Annotated in this window: 21 protein-coding genes and 1 tRNA gene; 12 read left to right on the forward strand and 10 right to left on the reverse strand. The window is 69.8% G+C overall.

The window, feature by feature from the left end; all coding sequences use genetic code 11:
* Positions 1-10: 10 nt before the first annotated feature.
* Positions 11-544 carry a molybdenum cofactor biosynthesis protein MoaE gene (locus ACOQPQ_RS12110; protein ID WP_420639682.1) on the forward strand — a complete coding sequence of 178 codons (534 nt, stop codon included), beginning with the start codon at positions 11-13 and terminating at the stop codon, positions 542-544.
* Positions 545-547: 3 nt separating this feature from the next.
* The gene (locus ACOQPQ_RS12115) at positions 548-1,543 is read left to right on the forward strand and encodes a rod shape-determining protein (protein WP_420639683.1); all 996 of its coding nucleotides are present in this window, start codon (positions 548-550) and stop codon (positions 1,541-1,543) included.
* A gap of 56 nt (positions 1,544-1,599) precedes the next feature.
* On the opposite strand, the gene ACOQPQ_RS12120 is transcribed toward ACOQPQ_RS12115, so the two are convergent.
* Both ACOQPQ_RS12120 and ACOQPQ_RS12125 read right to left on the reverse strand, forming a co-directional pair.
* Positions 1,600-2,232, reverse strand: a complete 633-nt coding sequence (locus tag ACOQPQ_RS12120; RefSeq protein WP_420639684.1) for a HEAT repeat domain-containing protein — start codon at positions 2,230-2,232, stop codon at positions 1,600-1,602.
* A complete protein-coding gene (locus ACOQPQ_RS12125; RefSeq protein WP_420639685.1) occupies positions 2,229-2,483 on the reverse strand; it encodes a hypothetical protein in 255 nt (84 codons plus the stop codon). The genes ACOQPQ_RS12120 and ACOQPQ_RS12125 overlap by 4 nt, the downstream gene beginning before the upstream one ends.
* A gap of 25 nt (positions 2,484-2,508) precedes the next feature.
* Between ACOQPQ_RS12125 and ACOQPQ_RS12130 the strand changes: the two genes are divergently transcribed.
* The 3 genes from ACOQPQ_RS12130 to ACOQPQ_RS12140 are packed head-to-tail and all read left to right on the forward strand — an operon-like array spanning position 2,509 to position 7,354.
* Positions 2,509-3,600 carry a PDZ domain-containing protein gene (locus ACOQPQ_RS12130; protein WP_420639686.1) on the forward strand — a complete coding sequence of 364 codons (1,092 nt, stop codon included), beginning with the start codon at positions 2,509-2,511 and terminating at the stop codon, positions 3,598-3,600.
* 19 nt (positions 3,601-3,619) lie between these two features.
* The gene (locus ACOQPQ_RS12135) at positions 3,620-4,378 is read left to right on the forward strand and encodes a hypothetical protein (RefSeq protein WP_420639687.1); all 759 of its coding nucleotides are present in this window, start codon (positions 3,620-3,622) and stop codon (positions 4,376-4,378) included.
* A 12-nt stretch (positions 4,379-4,390) separates the two neighbouring features.
* Positions 4,391-7,354, forward strand: coding sequence for a UPF0182 family protein (locus ACOQPQ_RS12140; protein WP_420639688.1), 2,964 nt, complete (start codon positions 4,391-4,393; stop codon positions 7,352-7,354).
* 50 nt (positions 7,355-7,404) lie between these two features.
* On the opposite strand, the gene ACOQPQ_RS12145 is transcribed toward ACOQPQ_RS12140, so the two are convergent.
* The 4 genes from ACOQPQ_RS12145 to ACOQPQ_RS12160 are packed head-to-tail and all read right to left on the reverse strand — an operon-like array spanning position 7,405 to position 10,891.
* Positions 7,405-8,103, reverse strand: coding sequence for a hypothetical protein (locus ACOQPQ_RS12145; RefSeq protein WP_420639689.1), 699 nt, complete (start codon positions 8,101-8,103; stop codon positions 7,405-7,407).
* Between the two features lie 16 nt (positions 8,104-8,119).
* Positions 8,120-9,028, reverse strand: coding sequence for an ABC transporter ATP-binding protein (locus tag ACOQPQ_RS12150; RefSeq protein ID WP_420639690.1), 909 nt, complete (start codon positions 9,026-9,028; stop codon positions 8,120-8,122).
* A gap of 50 nt (positions 9,029-9,078) precedes the next feature.
* Complete coding sequence (locus tag ACOQPQ_RS12155) at positions 9,079-9,951, reverse strand: ABC transporter permease subunit (protein ID WP_420639691.1); 873 nt, start codon at positions 9,949-9,951, stop codon at positions 9,079-9,081.
* Positions 9,952-9,985: 34 nt separating this feature from the next.
* The gene (locus tag ACOQPQ_RS12160) at positions 9,986-10,891 is read right to left on the reverse strand and encodes an ABC transporter ATP-binding protein (protein WP_420639692.1); all 906 of its coding nucleotides are present in this window, start codon (positions 10,889-10,891) and stop codon (positions 9,986-9,988) included.
* Positions 10,892-11,084: 193 nt separating this feature from the next.
* Between ACOQPQ_RS12160 and ACOQPQ_RS12165 the strand changes: the two genes are divergently transcribed.
* Positions 11,085-11,351 (forward strand): hypothetical protein, encoded by a 267-nt coding sequence (locus ACOQPQ_RS12165; RefSeq protein WP_420639693.1) that lies wholly within the window; start codon positions 11,085-11,087, stop codon positions 11,349-11,351.
* An 87-nt stretch (positions 11,352-11,438) separates the two neighbouring features.
* A complete protein-coding gene (locus ACOQPQ_RS12170) occupies positions 11,439-13,802 on the forward strand; it encodes a xanthine dehydrogenase family protein molybdopterin-binding subunit (RefSeq protein ID WP_420639694.1) in 2,364 nt (787 codons plus the stop codon).
* A gap of 88 nt (positions 13,803-13,890) precedes the next feature.
* Here ACOQPQ_RS12170 and otsB read toward each other — a convergent pair whose 3' ends face one another.
* The 3 genes from otsB to ACOQPQ_RS12185 form a co-directional block, all read right to left on the reverse strand.
* Complete coding sequence (otsB, locus tag ACOQPQ_RS12175) at positions 13,891-16,470, reverse strand: trehalose-phosphatase (RefSeq protein ID WP_420639695.1); 2,580 nt, start codon at positions 16,468-16,470, stop codon at positions 13,891-13,893.
* A gap of 34 nt (positions 16,471-16,504) precedes the next feature.
* Positions 16,505-17,905, reverse strand: coding sequence for an alpha,alpha-trehalose-phosphate synthase (UDP-forming) (locus ACOQPQ_RS12180; RefSeq protein WP_420639696.1), 1,401 nt, complete (start codon positions 17,903-17,905; stop codon positions 16,505-16,507).
* Positions 17,906-18,015: 110 nt separating this feature from the next.
* Positions 18,016-20,250, reverse strand: coding sequence for an arylsulfatase (locus tag ACOQPQ_RS12185; protein WP_420639697.1), 2,235 nt, complete (start codon positions 20,248-20,250; stop codon positions 18,016-18,018).
* A 121-nt stretch (positions 20,251-20,371) separates the two neighbouring features.
* Between ACOQPQ_RS12185 and ACOQPQ_RS12190 the strand changes: the two genes are divergently transcribed.
* From ACOQPQ_RS12190 to ACOQPQ_RS12210, 5 genes are all read left to right on the forward strand, one after another.
* A complete protein-coding gene (locus ACOQPQ_RS12190; protein ID WP_420639698.1) occupies positions 20,372-21,538 on the forward strand; it encodes a pyridoxal phosphate-dependent aminotransferase in 1,167 nt (388 codons plus the stop codon).
* Entirely contained in the window at positions 21,535-22,299 is a 765-nt protein-coding gene (locus ACOQPQ_RS12195; protein ID WP_420639699.1) for a carbon-nitrogen family hydrolase, read from the forward strand. Before ACOQPQ_RS12190 ends, ACOQPQ_RS12195 begins: the two co-directional genes overlap by 4 nt.
* Before the next feature lie 47 nt (positions 22,300-22,346).
* Positions 22,347-23,528 carry an MFS transporter gene (locus ACOQPQ_RS12200; RefSeq protein WP_420639700.1) on the forward strand — a complete coding sequence of 394 codons (1,182 nt, stop codon included), beginning with the start codon at positions 22,347-22,349 and terminating at the stop codon, positions 23,526-23,528.
* Positions 23,529-23,652: 124 nt separating this feature from the next.
* The gene (locus tag ACOQPQ_RS12205) at positions 23,653-24,573 is read left to right on the forward strand and encodes a hypothetical protein (protein ID WP_420639701.1); all 921 of its coding nucleotides are present in this window, start codon (positions 23,653-23,655) and stop codon (positions 24,571-24,573) included.
* Positions 24,574-24,685: 112 nt separating this feature from the next.
* Positions 24,686-24,762, forward strand: a tRNA-Met gene (locus tag ACOQPQ_RS12210).
* 137 nt (positions 24,763-24,899) lie between these two features.
* Here the strand turns inward: ACOQPQ_RS12210 and ACOQPQ_RS12215 are convergent.
* Entirely contained in the window at positions 24,900-25,742 is an 843-nt protein-coding gene (locus ACOQPQ_RS12215) for a hypothetical protein (protein WP_420639702.1), read from the reverse strand.
* Positions 25,743-25,746: the final 4 nt, after the last annotated feature.

A 25,746-nucleotide genomic window follows, 5' to 3' on the forward strand; every position in this document is an offset into this window, starting at 1 on the left:
CACTCTCACTGTGACCCCGGCTGAAGCCGACGACGTTTGGGTAGGGCTGAGCCATGAATCGCTGCCCCTGGACCGGGTGTTGGGGTGGGTTGCCCGACCGGATTGCGGTGGCATCGTCCTGTTCAGCGGCACCGCCCGCGACCATTCCGAGGGCCGACCGGGGGTGACCGTCCTGGAATACGAGGCCTACGAGGAGCAGGTGATTCCCCGGTTGGAGGCCCTGGTGGACGAAGCCCGGGCCCGCTGGACCGACATCGGCCGGGTGGCGGTGCTGCACCGGGTGGGTCGGGTGGAGATCGGTGAGTCGGCGGTGGTGACCGCGGTGTCAGCCCCCCACCGCCAGGAGGCCTTTGCCGCCGGCCGGTTCCTCATCGACGGACTGAAGGCCACCGTCCCCATCTGGAAGCGGGAGATATGGGAGGGCGGACAGAGCTGGGGACTGGAGGCCCAGCACATCGCCGAAGCTCCGTCGGTCACGTCGTCCCCGACACCCGCTGCCGCCGAGGCGGTGGCCCCTACTCCTCCCGGCGGGTCCGCCGGTTGACCCATGGCTCGGGACCTGGCCATCGACCTCGGTACCGCCAACACCCTGGTCTATGCCCGCGGCCAGGGGATCATCCTCAACGAACCCACGGTGATCGCCCTCAACAAGGAAACCAACGAGGTGTTGGCCATGGGGCGGGAAGCGTGGAACATGATCGGACGCACCCCGGCCCACATCGTGGCGGCCCGCCCGTTGCGCAAGGGGGCGATCACCGACTTCGAGGTCACCCAGCGCATGATCCGCCTGCTGCTGATGAACGCCGGGGTCAATCGGTTCAGCCGCCCGAAGGTGGTCATCTGCGTGCCCTCGGCCATCACCGCAGTGGAGCGTCGAGCGGTGGTGGAGGCCGCCCGGAGGGCCGGTGCGGCCGAGACCAGGCTGATCGAGCAGCCCCTGGCCGCCGCCATCGGCGCAGAGCTGCCCATCCACGAGCCGATGGGCAACATGGTGGTGGACATCGGGGGCGGTACCAGCGAGACCGCGCTGATCTCCATGGGCGGGGTGATCTCGCTTAAGGCCATTCGGGTGGGGTCGTTCGACATCGACGCCGCCATCCAGACCTTTGTGCGCCGGGAGTTCGGCATCGCCATCGGGGAGCGCACCGCCGAGGAGGTGAAGATCACCGTGGGTTCGGCGGCCTTCACCCCCGGCGAGTGCAGCGCCGAGGTGCGGGGCCGCAACCTGATGAACGGCTTGCCCGAGACCATCGTGCTCTCGCCCTATGAGGTGCGCACGGCCATCGGGGAGGCCATCTCCTCCATTGTGGACTCGGTGCTGTCGTGCCTGATGGAGGCCCCCCCGGAGCTGTCCCAGGACATCATCACCCACGGCATCCACATGGTGGGGGGCGGGTCGCTGCTGCGGGGGCTGTGCGAGCGGCTGTCGCAGGCGGCCGAGGTGCCGGTGGGCCTGGTGGACGCCCCGCTGGAAGCGGTGGTGATGGGGGCGGGTCGCTGTCTGGAGTCCTTCGACGACGTCCAGACGATGTTCATGGAGTAACGGGGTTCATGGAGTAACGGGGTTCATGGAGTAACGGGGTTCATGGAGTAACGGCGTCAGTCGGGCTCCAGGAGCAGTTCGGCGGCGTCACGGGTCTGCCAATCCTTGTCCTGGGCGGCCCGGCGCAGGGCGGCGTCCACCTCGGGCCCGTCGAAGGGGGCCAACGCCAGCACGGCCCGACGGCGCACCACCGCCCGGTCGGTGGTGGCCGCCAAGATGGCCTCCAAGCCGGCGGGGTGGCCGATGGCCCCCAGGGCGGCCACCGCCGCCTCCCGAACCAACGGGTTCGCGTGGTCGGTGGCCACCGCGGCCAACCGGGCCACGGTGGTGGGCTCGGGGGCTTCCCCCTCGCCACACGCCCAGGCGGCCACCTCCACCACGGCGTCGCTGGGATCGTCCAGCAGGGCGGCCGGTGACACCGACGGGTGCCGGGCCGACAGGGCGGCCGCCCGCATCCGCACCGTGGGAGAGGGGTCGCGTTGGGCGGCCCGCAAGTCGGCGTCGGTGAGCGCCCCCATCCGGTCCAGGGCGGCCACCGCCGAGGCCCGCACCTTGGGATCGTCGGCGTCCCAGGCGGCCCGGGCGGTGGCCACGTCGCCAGTGTGCCCGGCGATCACCGCTGATCGTCGGCTGATGGTCTGCCCGTCCGGTGGTTCGGGCCCCGGCCCCGGTTCGGGGGGGCCGTTCACACCAGCGTTTCCAACACGATGGTGAGCCCGACGAAGAACAGGCCCACCAGCATGGTCAGGCCTGCCCCCATCAGCACTACCACGAACACCAGCCCCACCCCGGCCCGCAATCGGTGCCACCAGCGAAAGCGGGCACCTTCCCCGTAGTCGGCCCGATAGGCGATCAGCACGTCCCGCTCCTGTCGGGCCTCCCGCCAGGTGGCCCACCGCGGCTGCAGCCGCGACGACCACCAGTTCTTGAGGGTGGCCAAAGTATCGTCGGGGAGGGAACTACGAATGCGCGACCACAACACGACCGAACTCCCCGACATCCCGCCCCCTCCGCCACCCCCACCGCACCGTCGACCGCGGTGGTGGCGGCGCAACCGGGCCTGGCTGGTGCCGGTGGCGGTGGTGGTGTCCCTGCTCCTGGTCGTCACTGCGGTCTTGGGCCTTTGGCGCACCGATCAGGTGGCGGTGCGTCCGGGCTCGGTGGAGGGCGTGCCCTCGCGGGTGTCGGTGACAGGGGCCGAGGTCTACCAGCCCGCCGGCGAGATCGGCCTGGTCACCGTGCGGGTGAGCCAGCGTCTGTCGATCCTGCAGCGCATCGTGGCCGAGTTCGAGTCGGGGGTTGACATCGAGGCCGAACGCACCTTCACCGGCGACGGCACCCGCAGCGAACTGCGCCGGCTCAACGAGCTGCGCATGGAGAACTCCCAGCACGTGGCCATCGTAGTGGCGCTCGAACACCTGGAATACGAGATACCCCGCATCGCCTCGGGGGTCATCGTGGCCGAGGCCATGGACGGAACCCCGGCGGCCCAGGTGTTGGAGCGCGGCGACGTGATCGTGGGCATCGAAGGAGTCGCGGTGGCCGATCTCGGGGACTTGGCCGGCGTGCTGGCCGAGCGGGTGGCGGGTCAATCGGTGGAGTTGCGGGTGGAGCCGGCCGAGGGCGGCGACACCGAGGCGGCGGTGGTGGAGTTGGTCGACGCCGAGGACGGTTCCGACCGGGCGCTGATCGGCGTGGCCGCCCGGGAACGGGTGGACATCGGCGAGTTGCCCGTGGACGTCGAGATCGACAGCGGGTCCATCGGGGGACCGTCGGCGGGCTTGGCCCTCACGTTGGGGGTGATCGACCTGTTGACCCCCGGCGAGTTGACCGGCGATCGGCGGGTGGCCGCCACCGGCACCATCGCGTTGGACGGAACGGTCGGGGCCATCGGCGAGGTGGACCAGAAGGCCATCGCCGCCCAGCGCGCCGGGGTCGACCTCCTGTTGGTGCCGGTGTCCAACGTGGCCGACGCCGTGGACCACGCTGGCGACGACCTGCGGGTGGTGGGGGTGGCCACCCTGCAGGACGCCCTGGACGCGTTGGCCACGGCCTGACAGGACTACGATTTCGGCCATGGACGACCAGCCGGAGGCTGAGTTCAGCACCGAGGGGGTGAAGCTGCTGGACCACACCGTGGAGGTGTCGCGCCGGCAGACCCAGACCCAGGCCGGCGATCTGGCCGTCCGGGCCCGCCGCCTGGCCGAGGAACTGCGGGAGACGGTGGACGCGCTGGGCTCGCCCCCCTCCGCGGACGAAACCGGCGCGGTGGCCGAGCTGTTGGAGAAGGCTTGCCGTCAGGCCGACGAAATGGCGGAGCTGTTCCAGGATGCTCGCACCCAGGCCGAAGCCGAGGTGGAGCACGGCCGGGCCCAGGGCCGGGAGATCGTGGAGCAGGCCAAGGCGCTGCGGCTCACGGTGCTGCGGGACATGGCCAAGCGCCGGCAGGCCGCTCGGGCCCAGGTGGAGCGACTGCGCGCCGGGCGCGACAAGCTGCTGGCCACCTTGGGCGAGGTCCGCAACTCCATCGACCAGTCGATGGAATCGGCCAAGCTCTCCCTCGCCGAGGCCAAGGTGATGGCCGACGCCGCCGCCCGCCGGGTGGAGGAGGAGCCCGACACCCCCGATGTGGCCCTGCTGTCGGAACTGGACGACGCCCAGGAGCTGGGCATCGTGGCCCCGGAGGCTCCGGTGGACCATCCCGTGTTGGCCGGGGCCGAGGACAGCGGGGCCGTTGACGCCATCTTCGCCCGCCTCCGCTCGCAGGACGATCCGACGCCGGAAGATCGCGAAACTGCCCCCGGCGCTGCCAAAGTGCCGACGGGCAAAGGCTAGTCTCCAGTCGGTATGCGCAATCCCCGAGATGTGTTCCGGCCGCGGCCGCCGTCTCGCCCCCGGTTCTCCCGTCGAGCCAAGATCATCGCCGGGCTGGTGCTGGTGGTCCTGCTGGCCGCCATCTTGTCCCTGCGGGGAACGGCTCGCCTGTGGACCGACTACCTGTGGTTCGACTCGCTGGGCCACGGGGACGTCTGGAGCGAGATCATCATCTACAAGATCGTGCTCACCACGATCTTCATCGTCCTCTTCTTCGCCCTGCTCTACTCCAACCTGGTCATCGCCGACCGGTTGGCCCCGGCCACCCGGCCGGACGGGCCCGAAGAGGAGCTGATCCGCCACTACCACGAGGCGGTGGGCCATCGCCGTCGCTTGGTGGCCCTGGTGGTGGCCGGCCTGTTCGCCCTCATCGTGGGGGGCGGTACCGGCGGGGAGTGGCAGAAGGCCATCCTGTTCTTCAACAGCGTGGAGTTCGGCATCGAGGACGCGCAGTTCGGCTACGACATCGGCTTCTACGTGTTCCGACTGCCCTTCATCCAGTTCCTCATCAGTTGGGTGTTCCGGGCGCTCATCATCACCGCCGTTCTCACCGCCATCGCCCACTACGTGAACGGCGGCATCCGGGTGCAAACCACCGGGCAGCGGGTCACCCCCCAGGTGAAGGTCCACCTGTCGGTGCTGCTGGCCCTGATCGCCCTCACTCGGGCGGTGGGCTACTGGTTCGACCGGTTCAGCCTCAACTTCTCCACCCGGGGGCCGGTGGACGGGGCCACCTACACCGACGTCAACGCCCAACTGCCGGCGCTCAGCCTGTTGCTGTTGATCTCGGTGCTGTCGGCGGTCTTGCTGATCATCAACATCTGGCAGCGGGGATGGGTGCTGCCGGTGACCGCCGTGGGGCTGTGGGTGGTGGTGGCCATTGTGATGGGGGCCATCTACCCGGCCATCATCCAGCGGTTCCGGGCCGAGCCCCAGGAATCCCAGAACGAAGCGGTCTACATCGAGCGCAACATCGAGGCCACCCGTCATGCCCTCGGTCTGGACAACGTGATCGAACGCGAGTTCGACCCCGACACCGAGATCACCATTCAGGAGTTGGCGGGCAACCCCAGCGTGCGCAACATCCGGCTGTTGGACCCCGACATTGTGCCCAACGCCTTCCAGGTGGAGCAGTCGGAGCGCACGTTCTACACCTTCAACGGCGAGGTGGACGTGGACCGCTACGTCATCGATGGCGAGACCACCGAGGTGGTGGTGGGCGCCCGTCAGCTCAACGTGGCCGACATCCCCCAGCAGTCCTGGGAGGGCCGCCACATCGCCTACACCCACGGGTACGGCGTGGCCGTGGCCCCGGTGAACTCGGTGACCACCCAGGGATCGCCCGACTTCGTCGTCGGTGATGTGCCGGTGACGGCGAGCGACGACTTCGAGTTGGGCCAACCCCAGCTCTACATCGGGGAGAACCTCACCGGCTACGCCATCGTGGGGGCCTCCATTTCCGAGGTGGGCTACACCGAGGACGAGGAGACCATCCCCTTCACCTACGACGGCGACGACGGGGTGGAGGTGGGGAGCTTCTTCCGCCAGGCCGCCTTCGCCCTGCGCTTCGGCGACATCAACCCCCTCATCTCCAATTTCGTGGTCTCGGATTCCCGCATCATCTTCAACCGGGATCTGCGCTTGCGGGTGGAGACCCTGGCCCCGTTCCTGGAGTACGACGCCGACCCCTATCCGGTGATCTCCAACGGCCGGGTGGTGTACATCCAGGACGCCTACACCACCAGCGACCGGTATCCCTACAGCCAGAGCCCGGACGTGAGCGACCTGGCGCTCGAGAGCGGGCTGCGCAAGAAGTTCAACTACGTCCGCAACTCGGTGAAGGTGGTGGTGGACGCCTACGACGGCACCACCACCTTCTACGTGCTCGATCCCGACGACCCCATCATCCAGGCGTGGCGCAAGATCTTCCCCGGTCTGTTCGAGGACTTCGACCAGATGCCCGCCGACCTGCAGAACCACTTGCGCTATCCCGAGGACCTGTTCAAGATTCAGACCACCATCTGGGCTCGGTACTTCATCGACGAGGCGGCGCCCTTCTACGCCAACTCGGTGACCTGGGCGGTGGCTCAGGATCCCGGCACCCGCATCACCGCCCGCACCCTGCTCGACGAGGTGGCCGACGCCATCACCGCCGAGGAAACGGCCACTGCCACCGCCACCCGCCAGCTTGAGCGGAGGATCCGGCCGTTCTACCAGTTGCTCCAATTGCCCGGCGAGGACGATCTGGACTTTGTGATCTTCCGCACCTTCGTGCCCGTGTCCGGGGCCGGGGACGAGGAGGACGAGCGCAAGGAGCTGACCGCCTTCATCGCCGCCAAGAGCGACATCGACGAGTACGGCGAGTTGGTGGTCTACACCGTGCCCGGTACCAGCATCCCCGGGCCCAGCATCGTCGACGCCAAGATTCAGGCCGACACTGAGATCGCCGACGCGTTCACCCAGCTCAACCAGCAGGGCTCCACCGTGTTGCAGGGGAACCTGCTGATGATCCCGGTGGGGGATTCGCTGCTGTTCGTGCGTCCGGTGTACGTGCAGGCCACCGGCGACACCGAGCTGCCCCAGGTCAAGCAGGTGATCGCCGGGCTGGGCAACGACGACGACTTCGTGCTCCGCATCCGACCGACGCTGGAGGAGGCCCTGGCCGCGTTGACCGACGTCGAGGGCCCTGCGGTCTTGCCTGAGCCCGCGCCGACCCCCGATCCCGTCGACGAGCCAGCCGACCCCGCCCCGGCACCGACTCCGGTGCCCGTGCCGCCGGCACCCGGCGACACGTCCCTCGATGACAGCACCCGCCAAGCCATCAGCGAACTCATCTCCGAGTTGCGCAGCGCCCGGGACGCTCTCGACGAAGTGGACCGCCGGATCGACGGCCTCATCCAGGAGTCGGAGAACATCCTGAACTCAGCCGGCGGCTAGCCCCGTCCAGGCATCTGGGCTCGCCGTAGACCCGGGTCAATGGCGCGCCGCTAGTCGATTTCGGTGTGCTGGAGCCGCCAGGCGGTGTAGGCCACCCCGGCCAGGCCGACGGCCAGCGGCACCACATAGGCCGCCACGGTGGATCGGTCGGCCAGGTGCAGGCTGACGCCGGTGGCGTCGGCCAGGAGGCTCATGGGGTAGCTGCGCACCGACAAGCGGGCGAACGAGTCTCCCAGGTTGGACAGCAGCCACTCCCAAGTGGCCACATAGCCCAAACCGACGAACAGTGACTGCTTGAACCTCAGTCCCAGGGCCACGAACAACCCCGAGTAGGCGAAAGCGGCCAGGGCGGTGGTCGCCGCCGTGGCCACCACCAAGCCGTCCACCCCGGTGATGGTGGCCGACGCCGACATCATCACCACCACCAGCGGCAGGGTCACGGTGAGCACGGCGGCCATGGTGGCGGTGGCCATGGAGGCCCGGGAAACCGGGCGCAACCAGAGATACACCAGGGTGCGGTCCTCCACCAGGTTGCCCAACGCCGCCGACCCCACCGTCAGGGCCAACAGCGGGGCGAAGATCAGGATGCCGAAGTAGGCCATGGTCTGGGTGGACACCACAACGGGGTCGTCGGCGAGGCGCGACAGGAACCCGGCCAAGATGGCCACTGCGCACAGCACGGCCAGGGCCACCACCCGGCCGATGCTGATCTGGCTGCGCAGCACCACTCGGTAGACGTGGCCGTTCACGCCGGACCCTCGCCGATCATCGTTCCACCAAGTAGCGGAACACGCTCTCGAGATCGTCGTCCAGGGGGCGCAGCTCCCCCAGCGAGGCGTCCTGAGCGCGGGCGGCCGGAGCCAACGCCCGTCGAAAAGCCGCCGGGTCGGTGGTGTCCACCACCAAACCGTCGGCGCCCTCGAGGCGACACCCGGAGATCACGTCGCGGTCTAACAGGGCAATGGCCAGCGGTCGGGGTCGATCGGTGCGGATGCGGATACGCAGCGGTCGGTCGTCCATCTGAGCGCGGATTTCCCGGAAGTCGCCCTCGGCGGCCAGGCGGCCCTGCACGATGACCAGCACCCGAGAGCCGAAGCGCTCCACCTCGTCCAGCACATGGCTGGACACCACCACGCACTTGCCGGCGGCCCCCAGCCGGTGGAAGAGGTCGATCATGCTGCGTCGTTGGCGGGGGTCGAGGCCGGTGAGCGGCTCGTCGAGGGCGATCACCGCCGGATCGTGGACGATGGCCTGGGCCAGCTTGATGCGCTGGCGCATGCCCTTGGAGTAGGTGGACAGCGGCCGGGGGTCGTCGGGGTCGAGTTCCACGGTGGCAATGGCCTGCCGGGCGGCTTCGGCGGGGTTCCTCACCTGGTGCAGGCCGGCGGCCAGTTCCACGAACTCGCCGCCGGTCAGGTGGTCGAGCAGCGACTCCTGCTGAGGGGCTAACCCGATGCGCCCCAGCACGGCCACGTCACGCCGAGGATCACGGCCCAGCACCGACACCGATCCGTTGGACGGTTGGGCCAACCCGCACATCATCCGCAACAGGGTGGACTTGCCCGCGCCGTTTGGTCCCAACAGCGCCGTCACCCCGGCGCCGATGGAGAAGCTCACGTCGGAAACGGCCACCAGGTCGCCGAACCACTTGGATACCCCCGTGGTCTGCACCATGGGCGGAGGGGTGGCGAGAGTCGAGGGCGGAGGTGGAGGAGGCGTCGTGTTCATCTGGTCACCTCGATGCGTTGGTACCGCCACTGGGCGAACCCACCGAAGGCCGCAGTGAGCCCGATCAGAGTGGTGTACACCGCCCAGGTGTCCACCCGGCCGAGAGGTGAATCGCCGTCGTTGACCTCCCCGTAGATGCGGACCACGGCTTCCAGGGGCAGGTCGAACATGTTCACCAGAGCGAAGGAATCACCCAAGTCGGCCCCGGCGGCCAGGCCGTCACCCAAGGCGGCACTGACCAGGATGCCGAAGAAGATGGCCACGCCGGCCAGGGAGCGGCGGGAGGAAAGGCTGGAGACGGCCAGCGACAACGCCGTCCAGAAGACGGCCAAGGCCAGGCCCGAAGCCAGCACCCGACCGAACTCGGTCAGCCAGTCGCTTGCCCCGTCTGGCCCGGCGTCGGCCAAGGTAAAGGCGATCAGCATCAACAGCGTGGGTCCCAGGGTCATCATGGCGAGTACGGCGGCCACCGCCCCGAACTTGGCCACCAGGTAGGTGCTGCGATGCAGGGGCGACGCCAGATACAGCCCCAACAGGCCGCTGCGACGGTCGGTGCAAACGGCCTCCGGGGCTACGAAGGCGGTGAACAGCAAGATGCCAAAGTTGATGACCTCGTAGTAGTTGGTGGGGGAGTCGAAGCCCAGTTCCTCACCGCGGGGGACCGCAGCGGCCATGCCGATGAAGACGATGGCGGGCACGAAGGCCACCGCCAGGGCCACGGCGGGCATCACCTTTTGCCAGTTGGACCGCTTCAGGCCCAGCACCCGCTGCACGGTGTGGTAGGCCAAGTCCACCATGGCCCGCCCGGGACCGAGGCGGACCCCGCCGTAGGCCACGTAGCCCCGGTTGTGAATGCGGGCCTCGGTCATCGGGAGATGCCCCGGTTGTGGAAGCGGGCTTCTGTCATCGGGACGCTGCCATGAACACGTCTTCCAGGCTGGTACGGAGGGGCTCCAGGCGGCGCAGCCCGAGGCCCAAGTCGGCGATCAGGTCGCGCACCAGGGTGCCGGCGGGGTCGAGACCGGTCACGGTGACGACCGGCCCGTCGGCGGTGGCCGTCACCCCCCGGGCGACCAGGGCGGCCACCAACGGCTGGGGGTCGCTGTCGAGTTCCACCTTCACCCCGGCCTCGGACGAGTCCTCGTCGCCCAGGGCGCCGCTGTGGCCCACGATTCCGTCGGACAGGATGACCACCGCGTCGCACACCCGCTCCACTTCCTCCAGCAGGTGCGACGACAACAGGATGTCGATCCCGAAGTCGGAACCCACCCGGCGGATGAGCGCCAACATGTCGTCACGCTGCACCGGGTCGAGACCGTCGGTGGGCTCGTCGAGCAGCAGCAGGTCGGGGTCGTGGGCCAGGGCCTGCGCCATTTTGACTCGCTGGCGCTGGCCGGTGGACATGGTGCCGATGGGCCGGAACCGCTCCTCGCCCAGTCCGACCTGCCACAGGGCGTCGCTGGCCCGCGCGGTGGCCGCCTTGCGGGGCAGGCCGTGAAGCTGGGCGATGTGACGCACCAAGTCGGCGGCCTGCACGTCGCCGGGAAGATCGTGATGCTCCGGGGCATAGCCCACCCGCCGGCGCAATTCCGGGCCGCTCTGGCTGGGGTCGATCCCCAACACGGCCAGATCGCCGGCGTGGCGGGGCCGCAGGCCCAGGATCAGCCCCATGAAGGTGCTCTTCCCCGAGCCGTTGGGTCCGAGCAGCCCGGTGACGCCCCGCCCGATGTCGCAGTCCAACCCTCGCAGCACGTGGTTGGCGCCGTAGCTCTTCTGCACCCCCCGAGCAGCAATCACGACATCGGACACTGCTGCCAGGCTACCGGCTGCCGGGGGCCGTCCCGGCTCCGGGTACCTGGGTCCGTTCCGGCCACTGCCCGCTGGGGCCGTCCCGGCTACTGCTTGCTGGTCGCCGTTGGTCACCGGGGCCGATAGCATTGGGGGAACACAACGGGATGCTCGGCGGTTGTAACCTCCAACCGTCCGCCGAGGAGGCAGATCAGTGACATTGGAAACCGTCCGCAATCCAGCGGCCCTCATCGAGATCACCGAGTTGGTGGACCGGCTGCTGGATGCCATCGACGGGGAACTGACCAGTCGGTCTCGGGTCGTGGACGGACTCCTGGACCTGCGCCTGGCCGCCGCTGATCTCCCCGAGGTGGTCGCCCACGTGGACGAGTGCCTGGCCACGCTGCCGGGCAACACCACGGTGGCCAACCGGTGGTGGATGGAGACGCTGGCCGACGTTCGCTCCGCGGCATCCAACTGACCCTCCGCCGCCGGCCCCGCTGAGCGGACTCCGGCTGCACCCTACGAGTAGGAGGACTACGCTCGGGGGAGGAACGGGAGGTGTCCCATGACCGTGACTGATTCCTCGACGACGGGCGTGATCGGCAGCCGATTGCTTCGCAAGGAGGATCCCGAGCTGTTGACCGGGGAAGCCCGGTTCGTGGACGATCTGGACCTGACCGGGGCGCTGTGGGTGGCCTGCGTGCGCAGCCCCCACGCCCATGCCCGCATCCGCTCGGTCGACGTGAGCGGCGCGCTGGCCGCCGACGGGGTGGTGGCCGCCTATTCGGGGGCCGACCTGGCCGACGCCTGGGGCCCGCTGCCCTGTGCCTGGCCGGTGACCGACGACATGAAGAACCCGGCTCACTTGCCCATCGCGGTGGACAAGGCCAACTTCGTGGGCGACGTGGTGGCCGTGGTTTTGGCCACCGACCGCTACGGGGCCGCCGACGCCGCCCAATTGGTGGAGGTGGACTACGAGCCCCTGGATGCGGTGGTCGACCTGGAGGACGCCCTCGCCGACCACACCGTCATCCACGAGGACCTGGGTACCAACGCCTCCTACACCTGGGAGCTGACCCCCGACGGCGACGCGGTGGAGGCGGCCTTCGCCGGGGCCGCCCACGTGGTGACCGAGCGCTACACCCAGCAGCGGCTCATTCCCGCGGCCATGGAACCCCGGGGGGTGATGGCCGTACCGGCACCCTTCGGTGGCGACGTGACCATCTATTCGGCCACCCAGATCCCCCACATCCTCAAGGTGATGGTGGCCCTCACCCTGGGCCTGCCCGAACAGAAGGTGCGGGTGGTGGCGCCCGCCGTGGGCGGGGGCTTCGGCTCCAAGCTCAACGTGTACGCCGAGGAGATCATGTGTACGGCGCTGTCCTTGCGCCACGGGGTGCCCGTGCGCTGGACCGAGGGTCGTTCCGAGGCCGCCGGGTCCACCATTCAGGGTCGGGGCCAGATTCAGGACATCGAGCTGGCCGCCGACGCCGAGGGCCGCATCAGCGCGGTGCGGGTGAAGCTGGTGGCCGACATGGGGGCCTACCTGCAGTTGGTCACCCCCGGCGTGCCCCTGCTGGGGGCGTTCTTGTACCACGGCTGCTACGACATCCCGCACTACTCCTTCGTGTGTACCGGGGTGTTCACCAACATGACCCCCACCGACGCCTACCGGGGGGCGGGCCGGCCCGAGGCCACCTACGCCATCGAGCGGGCCATGGACTCGCTGGCCGCCGCCGTCGGGGTGGACCCGGCCGAGATCCGGCGGCGCAACTTCATCGCCCCCGAGCAGTTCCCCTACGAGTCGGGGGCCGGGCTGTTGTTCGACAGCGGCGACTACCCGCAGGCCCTGGCCCGGGCCCTGGAGCTGGTGGACTACGAGGGGCTGCGCCGACGCCAGGCGGAGCGCCGGGCGGCGGGGGATGCCCGCCACCTGGGGGTGGGACTGTCGAGCTACGTGGAGATGTGCGGGCTGGCCCCCAGCCGGGTGCTGGCCTCGCTGAACTACGCCGCGGGCGGCTGGGAGTCGGCCACCGTGCGGGTGCTGCCCACCGCCAAGGTGCAGGTGGTCACCGGCACCTCGCCCCACGGCCAGGGCCACGAGACCTGCTGGTCGATGATCGTGGCCGACCGGTTGGGGGTGGACCCCGACGACGTGGAGGTGCTGCACTCCGACACCGCCATCTCCCCGCTGGGGCTCGACTCCTACGGTTCCCGGTCGCTGTCGGTGGGGGGCACCGCGGTGCATCTGGCCGCCGAGAAGGTGATCGACAAGGCCCGGTTGATCGCCGCCCACCAGATGGAGGCCAACGCCGAGGACCTGGAGTTCGCCGACGGGACATTCCGGGTGCGGGGCCAGCCCGACGCCGAGATGCCCCTGGCCGCGGTGGCCTTCGAGGCCTTCACCGCCCACAACCTGCCCGACGGCGTCGAGCCCAACCTGGAGGGCCACGTCACCTGGGATCCGCCCAACTTCACCTTCCCCTTCGGCACGCACGTGGCCGTGGTGGAGGTGGACACCGAAACCGGCGCGGTGGAGTTGGTGGACTACGTGGCCGTGGACGACTGCGGCAACCAGATCAACCCGATGGTGGTGGAAGGCCAGATCCACGGCGGCATCCTGCAGGGGGTGGCCCAGGCCCTGTGGGAGGAGGCCGCCTTCGACGCCGACGGCCAGCCCCGCAACGTGAGCTTCTTGGACTACCTGGTGCCCTCGCCCGCGGAGACGCCGGGGTTCCGCACCGATTCCACGGTGACCCCCAGCCCCACCAACCCCATGGGGGTGAAGGGCATCGGTGAGGCGGGCACCATTGCCTCCACCCCCGCGGTGATCAACGCCATTGCCGACGCCTTGGCCCCGCTGGGCGTCACCGACGTGGCGATGCCCGCCACCCCCGAGCGCATCTGGGGGCTCGTCTCCGGGCGGTAGCGCCCGAGCCCCCTCGGGCCCACCCCTGGCCGGTGGCCGGGCCGCGCAACCGGCCGGGCCGCGCAGCCGGCTGGGCGTCGCTCCCGACTCAGGCGCCGTTGGCCGCCGACAGGGCCCGGGCGGCGTTGATGAGCCCGAGGTGCGAGTAGGCCTGGGGATGGTTGCCCAACAGGCGCTCGGTGGCCGGGTCGTACTGTTCGGGGAGCAGCCCGGTGGGTCCGCACAGGTCGAGGTAGCGGTCGAACAGGGCGGCGGCGTCGTCGAGCTGGCCGATGAGTACGTAGGCCTCGATCAGCCAGGCCGCACAGATGAGGAACCCCCCCTCGGTGCCGGGCATCCCGTCGTCGCGGCGGTAGCGGTACACCGTTTGGGCGTCGCGCAGCTCGCGCTCCACCGCCTTGAGGGTGGACACGAACCGGGTGTCGGTGGGGGGCACCAGGCCGCTCAGGCCGATCCACAACAGGGCGGCGTCCACGTCGGTGGAGCCGTAGGCGGTGGTGTAGGTGCGTCGCTCGTCGCTCCAGCCGTTGTCCACCACGTCGGCCGCGATCCGGTGGCGCAGCGGGCGCCACAGAGCGGCCAGCCTCCCGTCGAGGTGCTCGGCGATCTTGATGGCCCGGTCCACCGCCATCCAGCACATCACCTTGGAGTGGACGTGGTGACGAGGCGGGCGGCGCTCCTCCCAGATGCCGTGGTCGGGCTCCTGCCAGCGGGCGGCCACCGCCCCCACCACCGCCTTCACCACCGGCCAGTGCCGCTCCCCCACGCTCACCCCGGCCTCGTGCAACCGCCAGGCCAGGTCCACCACCGGGCCGAACACGTCGAGCTGCACCTGATGCTCCGCCGCGTTGCCGATCCGCACCGGCCGGCTCCCGGCGTAGCCCGCCAGCTCGGGCAGCACCGCCTCGGGCAGGGCCTCGTCGCCCACCAGCGGGTAGACCGGTCGGAGTTGCTCGGGGCTGGGGAGATGCTCCATGCGCTCCAGGATCCAGTCGAGCAGGTCGCCCGCCTCCCGGGTGCTGCCCAGGGCCAACAGGGCGGCCGCGCTCATGGCCGCGTCCCGAGGCCAGCAGTAGCGGTAGTCCCAGTTGCGGACCCCGCCCAGCACTTCGGGCAGGCTGGTGGTGGCCGCGGCCAGGATGGCCCCCGAGGGTTGATGGCACAGGGCCTTCAGTACCAGTGCCGAACGCTTCACCTCCTCGGGGGCCACCGACGGCAGGGCCAGACCGTCCACCCAGTTTTGCCAATGGCCGGCGGTGACTTTCCGACGATCGGCCTCGGTCAACTCCGACCGGTAGGGCCGGGCGTGGACCCCCAGGCGAAGCACCAGCACCCGGGCGGTGCCGTCGAGTTGGACGTCGGCGACGGCGGTCTGGTGGGGGCCGTCGTCGATGATGTCCCAGCGCACGCCGGGCGACAGCAACATCATGGTCTCGGCCGCGCCCGACACTTCCAGGCCGCCGTCGATGGCGTGCAGACCGGTGGGGGCCCGGCCGAAGTCCAGGCGAGGGGCGAACTCCACCCGGATGCGGCCGGTGCCCTCGACGGCCCGGATGAGGTTGGTGCGTCCCGCGGGCTGGTACGGGCGTCGGTCGGTGCAGTCCAGGTAGTCGGTGACGGTTACGTCGGGCCACCGGGTCTCCACGATCATGGTGCCGTTGAGGTAGCGGTGGGAGATGGGCGGGCTGCGGTCGTGGCGGTGGATGGAGAAGTGCCCGGCCCGGGCCCCGCCCAACAGCCCGGCGAACACCGCCGGGGAGTCGGCCCGGGGGTGGCACATCCAGTTGACCGAGGCGTCGGCGGTGACCAACGCCACCGTCCGCTGGTCGCTGAGCAGGCTGTGGCGCTCGATGGGCAGGGCGTGTTCGCCCATCAGCCAGGCCCGCCGTCGCTCGGCCAACCGGGCCAGGGCCTGGGCCACCTGTTGGGGGTCGTCCAGGCGGGTATGGGCCACGCTCGGCCCCGGACCCACCTTGATCCCCAGATCGGGGCCCCGCAGGCGGGCGAAGGCGTCCTCGTCGGTCACGTCGTCGCCCGCGAAGATGACCGCTTCGGCCGACACGTCGGTTCTCAGCCGGTCGAGGGCGTGGCCCTTGTCGAGGTCGAGCACCGACAGCTCCACCACCATCTTCCCGGTCTTGATCCGCACGCCCTCGGCCCGTCCCGGTCCGTTGAGCACCTGGTCCACGGCGTCGGCGGCGATGTCGGGGTCGGCCCGGCGGTAGTGGAAGGCCACCCCGGCCGGCTTGGGTTCGACGATGAAGCCCTGGTCGGGCCGGGCGATGTCGTTGAGTTCGGCCAGCACCCGGTCGCGCCGGGCGCGCTGGGTGGGCGAGAGGTCGCCGGCGAACCCTACGTCGAACTCGGTGCCGTGGCTGCCCACCAGGCGGATCTCCTCGGGCAATCGACTGAGGGCGGCCAGATCCCGCAGCGAGCGGCCGGAGATGACGGCCACGTGGGTGTGGGGCAGGGCGGCGAGCTGGCGCAGGGCGGCCACCGACTCGCGGGTGGGACGGGCCTCGTCGGGGTTGTCGACAATGGGGGCCAGCGTGCCGTCGTAGTCGCAGGCCACCAACAGCACCGGCACTCGGGCCAGCTCGGCCATGCGGGCCGCCACCTCGTCGGGCCCGGCGCTCGGCCCAGCTTCCGGGGCTGATCGTGCGTTCATGCGCCGGGTGCCGTGCGGGCCGGGAACCGAGGGCTCATTCGCCGAGAGCCAGGCGGTCGAGAAAGCGCTCGGCCCAGCGCTGGGCGGTGTTGGCGCGCACCACCCGGCGCATGGCCCGCATGGCCGATCGGGCGTCGGCCGGGTTGCGCAGGGCAGCCGACTCCATGGCCGCCTTCAGGCCCTCGATGTCGTGGGGGTTGATGAGTTCGGCCGCCTTCAGCTCCTGGGCCGCCCCGGTGAACTCCGACAACACCAGCACCCCGGAATTGTCGGGGCGGCTGGCCACGTACTCCTTGGCCACCAGGTTCATGCCGTCCCGCAGGGGGGTCACCAGCATCACGTCGGCCATCTGGTACATGGCCACCAACTCCTCGATGGGCTGGCTCTGGTGCAGGTAGTGCACCACCGGGTGGCCCATCACCCCGAAGTTGCCGTTGACGTCGCCCACCAGTTGCTCCACCGCCCGGCGGACCTCCCCGTACCCGGTGACCTGCGAGCGGCTGGGTTCGGCGATCTGCACGAACACGCAATGGTCGGCCGACAGCCGGCCTTCGGCCAACAGCTCCCGGAAGGCCCGCAGCCGCACCTCGATGCCCTTGGTGTAGTCCAGCCGGTCCACCCCCAACAGCACCGTTCTGGGCGAGCCCAGGGAACGGCGGATCTCGGTGGATCGGGCCTGCACCGCCGGGTCGGCGGCCAGGCCGGCGATGCGCTGGGCGTCGATCCCGATGGGAAAGGCCCCCACCCGGGTGGTTCGGTCGTCGTGGTGGATGGTCTTGTTGGTGGTGGGGGCGCCGGTCACCCTGGCGGCGGCCCGGCAGAAGTTGTCGGCGCTCAACGGGGTTTGGAGTCCGATCAGGTCGGCGCCCAGCAGGCCGTCGATGATCTCGGTGCGCCACGGCAGCCGGATGTACAGCTCCCGGGCGGGGAAGGGGATGTGGAGGAAGAACCCGATCTTCAGATCGGGGCGGGCTCGGCGCAACAGGCCGGGCACCAGGAGCAGGTGGTAGTCGTGGATCCACACCGTGGCGCCGGGGGCGGCCAGTTGGGCCACGGTGGCGGCGTAGCGGTGGTTGACGGTGCGGTAGGCATCCCACCAGGTGCGGTGATACTCGGGGGGCACCAGGGCGTCGTGGAACAGTGGCCACAGGGTGGCGTTGGAGAACCCCTCGTAGAAGAGCTGGAGTTCCCCCTGGCTGACCTCCACCGGATGGCACCGGAAGCCGTCCATCTCGAACGGGTCGGTGCCCGGTCCGGGCACGCCCGACCAGCCCACCCACACGGCGTCGGGGTTGTCGGCCATGACCGGGCGCAGGGCCGACACCAACCCCCCCGGACTGGGTACCCACCGGGCGGTGCCTTCCTCCCACACCCGCCGCACCGGGAGTCGGTTGGCCGCGACCACGAAGCTCCATGTCCGGTCCCCGTCGACCACCCGGTCAAGCTATCGCAGGGGGCGCGCCCTCAGGGGATTGCCGGGCCACTTCCGGGCGGTCTTTTCCTGTGGGCGACCCGTCTGTTCTCCGGGGGCGGGGCCCGGTGGGCTCAATCCAGGAGGAGGGCCTGGCCGGGACGCTCCCGGTCGTCGCCCACCGTGATCACCGCCTGGAGGAGTCGGCCGGTGAAGGGGAAGCGACCGGTGTAGCGGGGGCTGGGCGAAGGGGTCCGGGTGTGGCCCACGCTGATGCCCACCGCGTGCAGGTGGGTGGGGTGGGTGACGGGCATGGCCACCTCGGCCACCGGGTGGCCGTCGACCAGCAACCGGGCGATGCCCGCGTAGCTCGCGGTGCGCTCGAAGGCCACGGTGGCCGTGAGCGGGCCGGTGGGAAGCGGTCCGTCGGACTCGGCCACGTAGTGCTCCCAGGCCATGTTGTAGTCCCACACCAGGTGGTCGTCGTGGACGAACAGCGAGAAGCCCGACGACACGTCGCCGCAGGCCACCAGCGTGCCCTGGTCGCCGTCGGACCGTTCGAGGTCCACGGCGATCTCGTAGGACACGTTCTTGAGGTCGGGGCAGCCGTCGCTCGGGATGTAGGCGCCGGGGTAGTACACGAACCGTGACCGGTTGGTGATGGGCCGGGGCTTGGGCACGTGGAACCGCTCCAGGATGCGGTCGTCCAGGGGCAGCACCTGGTGGGCCCGGGCGGCCTCCCACCAGCGGCCGATGAGGTCGCCCAGCCGTTCGGGTTCGGCTTCGGCCAGGTCACGGGCCTCGGAGAAATCCCGGTCGAGGTGGTACAGCTCCCAGCGGTCGTCGTCGAAGCTCTCCCCCTGGATGTGGCGGGTGACCGCCTTCCAGCCGTCGACCCACATCGCCCGGTGGCCCACCATCTCGTAGTACTGCTCGGCCTTGGCCGTGGGGGCGGCGGGGTCGGCGAAGGTGTAGGCCATGCTGGTGCCCTCCAACGGGAGCTGGGCCACCCCGGCCAGCTCGGCGGGGGCCTCCAACCCGATGACCTCCAGCAGGGTGGGGGCGAGGTCGCTCACGTGGTGGTACTGGGTGCGCACGGCCCCGCCGTCGGTGATGCCCGCGGGCCACGAGATGATGAGGGGGTCGCGCACCCCGCCGGCGTGCGTGTTCTGCTTGTACCACTTGAGCGGGGTGTTGCCCGCCATGGCCCAGCCCACCGGATACACCAGCCAGGAGTTGGGGCCGCCGATCTCGTCGATGTCGGCGAGCTGCCGGTCGATTGGCCGGGGGCCGAGGCCGTTGATGTAGCGCATGGCGTTCTCGTGGCCCGACGGGCCGCCCTCGGCGGTGGCCCCGTTGTCGGACAACAGCACCACCACGGTGTTGTCGGCCTGGCCGATCCGGTCGAGGGTGGCCATGAGCCGGCCCAGGTGCTCGTCGGTGTGGGTGAGCATCCCGGCGTAGGCCTGCTGCATCCGGGCGGCCACCTGCTGCTCGTCGGCACTCAACTCCGACCAGTCGGGCACACCGGGGTTGACGGGGGGCAGTTCGGTGTCGTCGGGGATGATCCCGAGGTGCTTTTGCCGGGCGAACCGCTCCTGGCGGAGGGCCCCCCAGCCGTCGTCGTAGCGTCCGTTGTAGTGGTCGACGGCGGACTTGGGGGCGTGCAGCGGGTAGTGGCCGGTGCCGAAACACAGGTAGAGGAAGAAGGGTCGCTCGGGCCACGCCGAGGTCTGGGTGGTGATCATGGCGGCGGCCTGGTCCACCAGATCCTCGGTGAGGTGGTAGCCGGGCCGGTCGGGGGCGTCGATGTGGTGGTTGTCGGCCACCAGGTCGGGGTCCCAGTGGTTGGTGGCCCCGTCGAGGAAGCCGTAGAACCGGTCGAACCCCCGCTGCAGGGGCCACTGGTCGAAGGGCCCGGCCGGGGTGGTGTCCTCGATGGGGGCTAGGTGCCACTTGCCCACCGCGAAGGTGGAATATCCCGCCCCCCGCAGCATCTCGGCCAGGGTGGCCGCCCGGTTGCTGATGCGACCGGTGCAGCCGGGAAAGCCGGTGTCCCAGTTGCTCACCACCGCCATGCCCACCGAATGGTGGTTGCGCCCGGTGAGCAGGCACGCCCGGGTGGGCGAGCAGATGGAGGTAGTGTGGAAGTTGTTGTAGCGCAGCCCGTCGGCGGCCAGGGCGTCCATGGTCGGGGTGTCGATCTCCGACCCGAAACAGCCCAGGTCGGCGAAGCCCACGTCGTCGAGCACCACCATCACCACGTTGGGGGCACCGGGCGGGGGGGTCACCGGGTCGGGCCACCACGGGGTGGATTCGGCCACGGTGTCGCCGACGACACCGCCGTAGGTCTGTGCATGAGAAGCCATGCTTGGTTGCTAGCACACCGGGCCGTCGGGCACCGGGGATTCTCGGTCGGGCGGTAGGCTGCGGGCCGTGGCCCTTCCGTCGACCCGTCGCCGCTTCTAGCGCCGAAGGCGGGGTTCCCCGGTGCCGGAACGACTGTTGAATCCCTGGCTGGTGGAGTTCGGCACCACCATCTTCGCCGAGATGTCGGCGTTGGCCACCGCCACCGGGGCCATCAACCTGGGCCAGGGATTTCCCGACACCGACGGTCCCGCCGAGGTGGCCGACGCCGCGGTGGCCGCCATTCGGGCCGGGCACAACCAGTATCCCCCCGGCCTGGGCATCGCCGATCTGCGCTTGGCAGTGGCCGAGCACCAGGAACGGTTCTACGGCCTGGAGTTCGACCCCGACACCGAGGTGCTCATCACCGCCGGGGCCACCGAGGCCATTGCCGGGGCCATGTTGTCGCTGTTGGTGCCGGGCGACGAGGTGGTGCTGTTCGAGCCCTACTACGACTCCCACGTGGCGGGCATCGCCATGGCCCGGGCGGAGCGCAGGCTGGTGACCCTGCGCCCCCCGCACTACCGGTTCGACCCCGACGAGTTGGCCGCCGCCATCGGCCCCCGCACCCGGATGATGGTGGTGAACTCGCCCCACAACCCCACCGGCAAGGTGTTCGACCGGCAGGAGCTGGAGTTCATCGCCGAGCTGTGCCGGCGACACGACCTGCTGGTGGTGACCGACGAGGTGTACGAGCACTTGGCCTACGACGGCACCCACATTCCCCTGGCCACCCTGCCGGGGATGCGGGAGCGCACCATCACGGTGTCGTCGGCGGGCAAGACGTTCTCGTTCACCGGATGGAAGGTGGGCTGGGTGTGTGCCCCCGCCGAGCTGCGGGCGGCGGTGACCGCGGCCAAGCAGTTCCTCACCTACGTCAACGGGGCGCCCTTCCAGCACGCGGTGGCCGTGGGGTTGCGGCTGGGCGACGACTACTTCGACGGGTTGCGGGCCGGTCTGCGGGCCCGGCGCGACCAGCTCACCGACGGGCTGGCCGCCGCCGGGTTTGAGCCCTACCGGCCGGCAGGCACCTACTTCGTGACCGCCGACGTGCGCCCGCTGGGGTTCGACGACGGCATGGCCCTTTGCCGTCGGTTGCCGGAGCTGTGCGGAGTGGTGGCCGTGCCCAACGTGGTGTTCTACGACAACGAGCACGAGGGGCGACACCTGGTGCGCTTCGCCTTCTGCAAGCGCCCCGAGGTGCTGGAGGAGGCGGTGGCCCGCCTGTCCAAGCTGGGGGACCGGCGATGAGGGTGGCCGCCGTCCAGCACGACATCGTGTGGGAGGACCCCGAGGCCAACTTCGAGCGGCTGGCCCCCAAGGTGGCCGCTGCGGTGGCCGACGGGGCCCGGCTGGTGGTGATGGCCGAGATGTACTCCACCGGGTTCTCCATGGACTCCGACCGGGTGGCGGAACCGCCGGACGGGCCCAGCGTCGGCTTCCTGGTGGAGTTGGCCGCCGCGCACGGGGTGTGGGTGGGCGCCTCGGTGCCGGTGCGGGACCGGTCGGCGGCCGAGTTGCCCGTCAACCGATTCGTGCTGGCCGGCCCCGACGGGGTGGCGGGCACCTACGACAAGATCCACCCGTTCTCCTACGGGGGCGAACACGAGCACTACGCCGCCGGGGCCGACTGGCTGACCGTGGTGGCCGATGGGGTGAGGGTCACCCCCTTTGTGTGCTACGACCTGCGGTTCTCCGACGAGTTCTGGGCCGTGGCCCACGACACCGATTGCTACGTGGTGGTGGCCAACTGGCCGGTGGCCCGCCGGGCCCACTGGTCGGCGCTGTTGGTGGCCCGGGCCATCGAGAACCAGGCCTACGTGATCGGGGTGAACCGGGTGGGCTCGGGCGGCGGCCTCGACTACGCGGGCGACTCGGTGATCGTCGACCCGCTGGGCAACGTGGTGGCCGACGCCCCCGCCGGGCAGGAGGCGGTGCTCTGTGCCGAGGTGGATCCCGCGGAGGTGGAGCGCGTTCGATCCCGCTACCCGTTCCTGCATGACCGACGCTGATCGGGCGGCGCCTTGATGACCGGCGCCCCGCAGCCGGCGGTCCCGGCATGACCGGCGCGGACGGGCCGGGGACAACCGGGCCCCAGCGGCTGTTCACCGCCCGATTCGCGGTGCTGTGTCTGTGCGCCGTGTTCTACTTCGTGTCGCTCGGGATGGTGTACCCGGTGTTGCCCGGCTTCGTGGAGAACGACCTGGGCGGGGGCCCGGTGGCGGTGGGGCTGGCCGTCGGGGGGTTCGGCCTGTCGGCCGCGGTGGCCCGCCCGTTGGTGGGTCCGCTGGGGGACTCCAAGGGGCGGCGGTTCGTGGTGGTGTGGGGGTGCGTGCTGGTGGGCCTGGGCATCCTCGGCAACCTGTTTGCCACCACGGTGGCGACGGCGGTGCTGTTCCGTTTGCTCACCGGGCTGGGGGAGGCCGCCTTCTTCGTGGGTATTGCCGCCGCCGCCCAGGACATGGCCCCGGAGCATCGACGGGGGGAGGCCGTGTCGTACTTCTCGGTCACGGTGTACTCCGGTTTGGCGGGCGGACCGGTCATCGGCGAACAGTTGGCCGAGTCCCTCAGCGCCGACGCGGTGTGGGCACTGGGGGGAGGGCTGTGTGCGATCAGCGCGGTGTTGGGGGCGTACTCCATTCACGGTCGCCCCGACGACGCCCCCACCGGATGGCCCACGTCGTTCTTCCACCGGCCGGCCGCCCGGCCCGCGGTGCTGTTGTTCCTGGGCCTGATCGGCTACGCCGGATTCTTGTCCTTCATCGAGCTGCACGTGGAGGACATCGGGTTCGCCCGCTCGGGTGCGGTGTTCGCCACCTTCGCCGTGATCGTGATCAGCATGCGCATCGTGCTGGCCCGCCTTCCCGACCGGTTGGGCCCCCAGCGCACCAGCACCATGTCGTACACGTTCTCGGTCATCGGATTGTGGATCGTGGCGCTGTGGCCGCAGGTCCCCGGTGTGTTCCTCGGCACGGTGGTGTTGGCCATCGGCCAGACGTTTCTGTTTCCGGCCCTGTTCGTGCTGGCCGTCCAGTCGGCCCCGGCCAACAGGCGCAGCCAGGCCATCGGCACCTTCAGCATCGCCTTCGATCTGGCCGTCGGGCTGGGCGGGCTGTTGACGGGCGCGGTGGTGGCGTTGTCGTCTTTTACGACGGCCTTCTTCGTGGGCGGGATTGTGTCGCTGGTGGCCCTGGTGCTGAGCCGAACCGTGGTGCGCCCCCAAATCGCGCCGGCCCACTGAGGGCTCTGGCCATCGAAATTGCCCATTGACAGGGGCCGCTCGGCGTAGGAGAGTGGTCGTCTTCCCCCGGCGCTTCCCCCCTGATTGACCTGGGCACGACCCAGTTGACCCGAAGGGGACGGCAATGCGAGGCGTCACGCTGTTGGCCTGGGTGGTCACCGCGCTGGTGGTGTCGGCCGTGGTGGGAGCATCGGCGGTACGAGCCCAAAGCCAGAGCGGTACGTCGGTGGAGGTGGGGGACGGCCACGTGGAGTTCGGGGCCTGGTTGGAGGTGGTGGTGCCCGGTCACGAGTCCCCCGGCAACGGGGGCGGTGCGGGGGGTTCGCCTCCGCCGTGCCGGTACCGCCGGGGCGGCTTCGCCGAGCTGAACGCCTGGTTGAACAACGACTACCTCCTGGTCCCCGACCCGGCCGAGGAGTACGTGTTCAAGCTGTGTCGGGCCGACGGTGCCCTGGAGTTGGCCACGTTCTGGGTGTATCGGCCTCCGGCCCCGGCCGAGCCTGCGCCGCCCACGGTGGTCGACACCACCCGGCTGCGTAACGAGGCGTGGGGTCGCCTGGACATTCCCCGCCCGACCACCCGCACGGCCCCGGCGGAGGTGACGGTGGTACACGTGCCCACCTACGTATGGGTGCCCGCCGCGGAGCGGGTGCCGGTGACCGAAACGGTGCGCACCACGCTCAACGGCCAGGAGCTGAGGCTCACCGCCACCGCCTCCCCCCGGCGACTGGGCTTTCTGCGGGTGGACTTTGGCGACGGAACCACCCGGTGGTGCGACGCCGCCAACGTGTTGGCCTTCGACCACGCTCGGGATCCGCTGGACCAGCCGTCTCGGTGCTTGCACCACTACCGGCGCTCGTCGCTGAACAGCCCCGAACTCCGCTATTCGTTGGTGGTCACCGCCTACTGGGACGTGGCCGTGACCTGCGAATACGACGGCGGACCGTGCCCGAACCCGCCCCCCGCCGTGCCCACCCAGGTGCTCACCGCCGCGCCACACTCCCTGGCCGTGGCCGAGATCCAGGCCCTTGCCCGCCCCGGCTAGCGGTGCCGCAATTTCGCCCTGTCCCCGGGCGACCGCCGGGCTGTCATCGCCAAATCACGAAAAACCAGATGACAGTCCGGCGGCACGGGGATATAGTGATCACTCCACTCGACGCGGGGTGGAGCAGTCTGGTAGCTCGTCGGGCTCATAACCCGAAGGTCGCAGGTTCAAATCCTGCCCCCGCCACCAACGAGAAGGCCCGGGGACTCCAAAGTTCCCGGGCCTTCGTCATTCTCGGCGGGTCTGCAGTCGGGGACAACTATCCAACAGAATTCTCGCGTCGCCCTACCGGTGTGCCGCTTGGAAGAGACACTTGTGGCGCCAGCTCAGTTGAAGAGCGTCGGTTCTGACGTGGCGGTGTTCGGAGCTGGGGGGGTTCGAGGGACGTCGGGAGCTGTGGGCGTAGGTGTTCTTGGCGTGACGTCTCGAGCGATGCCCAATACGAGGAATCCTTGCGGTGCCTGATGTTGATTGCCGACGAAGAAGGCTGGCTCCCGAGTGGGCCGCACGAGGCTCATCCACTTGTCCTCGATGCGCTGGAGGTAGTCGTCCGGATAGGTACGCCGCCACCTGCGCCAAGCTTCCGAGATCTCCCAGTCGACGATTGATTGCGTGTGGCCGTTGCACTCGGCCGCGATGCAGTCGTACTGGAATTTGAAGGCGAACGGACAGAGTTCGAGAGGGGGCGCGCTTGGCGACAGCAGACTCGCTTGTGCTGCGAGGTTCATCCTCCTGGCGTGTGCCGGGTCGTCTCCGTGGTCCTCGACGACGAACCCACGGATCGTTCGCGGAACGACCAGCCCAAGGGATGGCCTGTTCCATCCCTTCGCCTTCAGCAGGTCACACATCGTGTACTGCGGCAGGGCGTTGATGGCAGTTCTACGTTCCTCAGATGTAGAAGCTTCCCGAACGACGCGCACAGAGTCCAGCTCGGGTCGGTACGATTCGGGCCGTTGGTCGGCTTGATGCTTGCTGATCCCGACTTCGACGACTTGATACTTGGGATGGCTGCCGTGCCAGAACCACTGCCACTGGACTGGGAAAAGGCGGATCCACTCTGACGTCTCGCCATCGAGCCGGACGCCGGCGACACAAACTGTCTCGCCATGGGTCCGGCCGATCTCGGGGGACGCCTTGACTGTGATCATCACGGTGGCTTGCTCTCGCACCGCC

Source organism: Candidatus Poriferisocius sp. (genome assembly GCF_965219775.1).
In the GTDB taxonomy this organism is placed as follows: Bacteria; Actinomycetota; Acidimicrobiia; order Acidimicrobiales; family Bin134; genus Poriferisocius.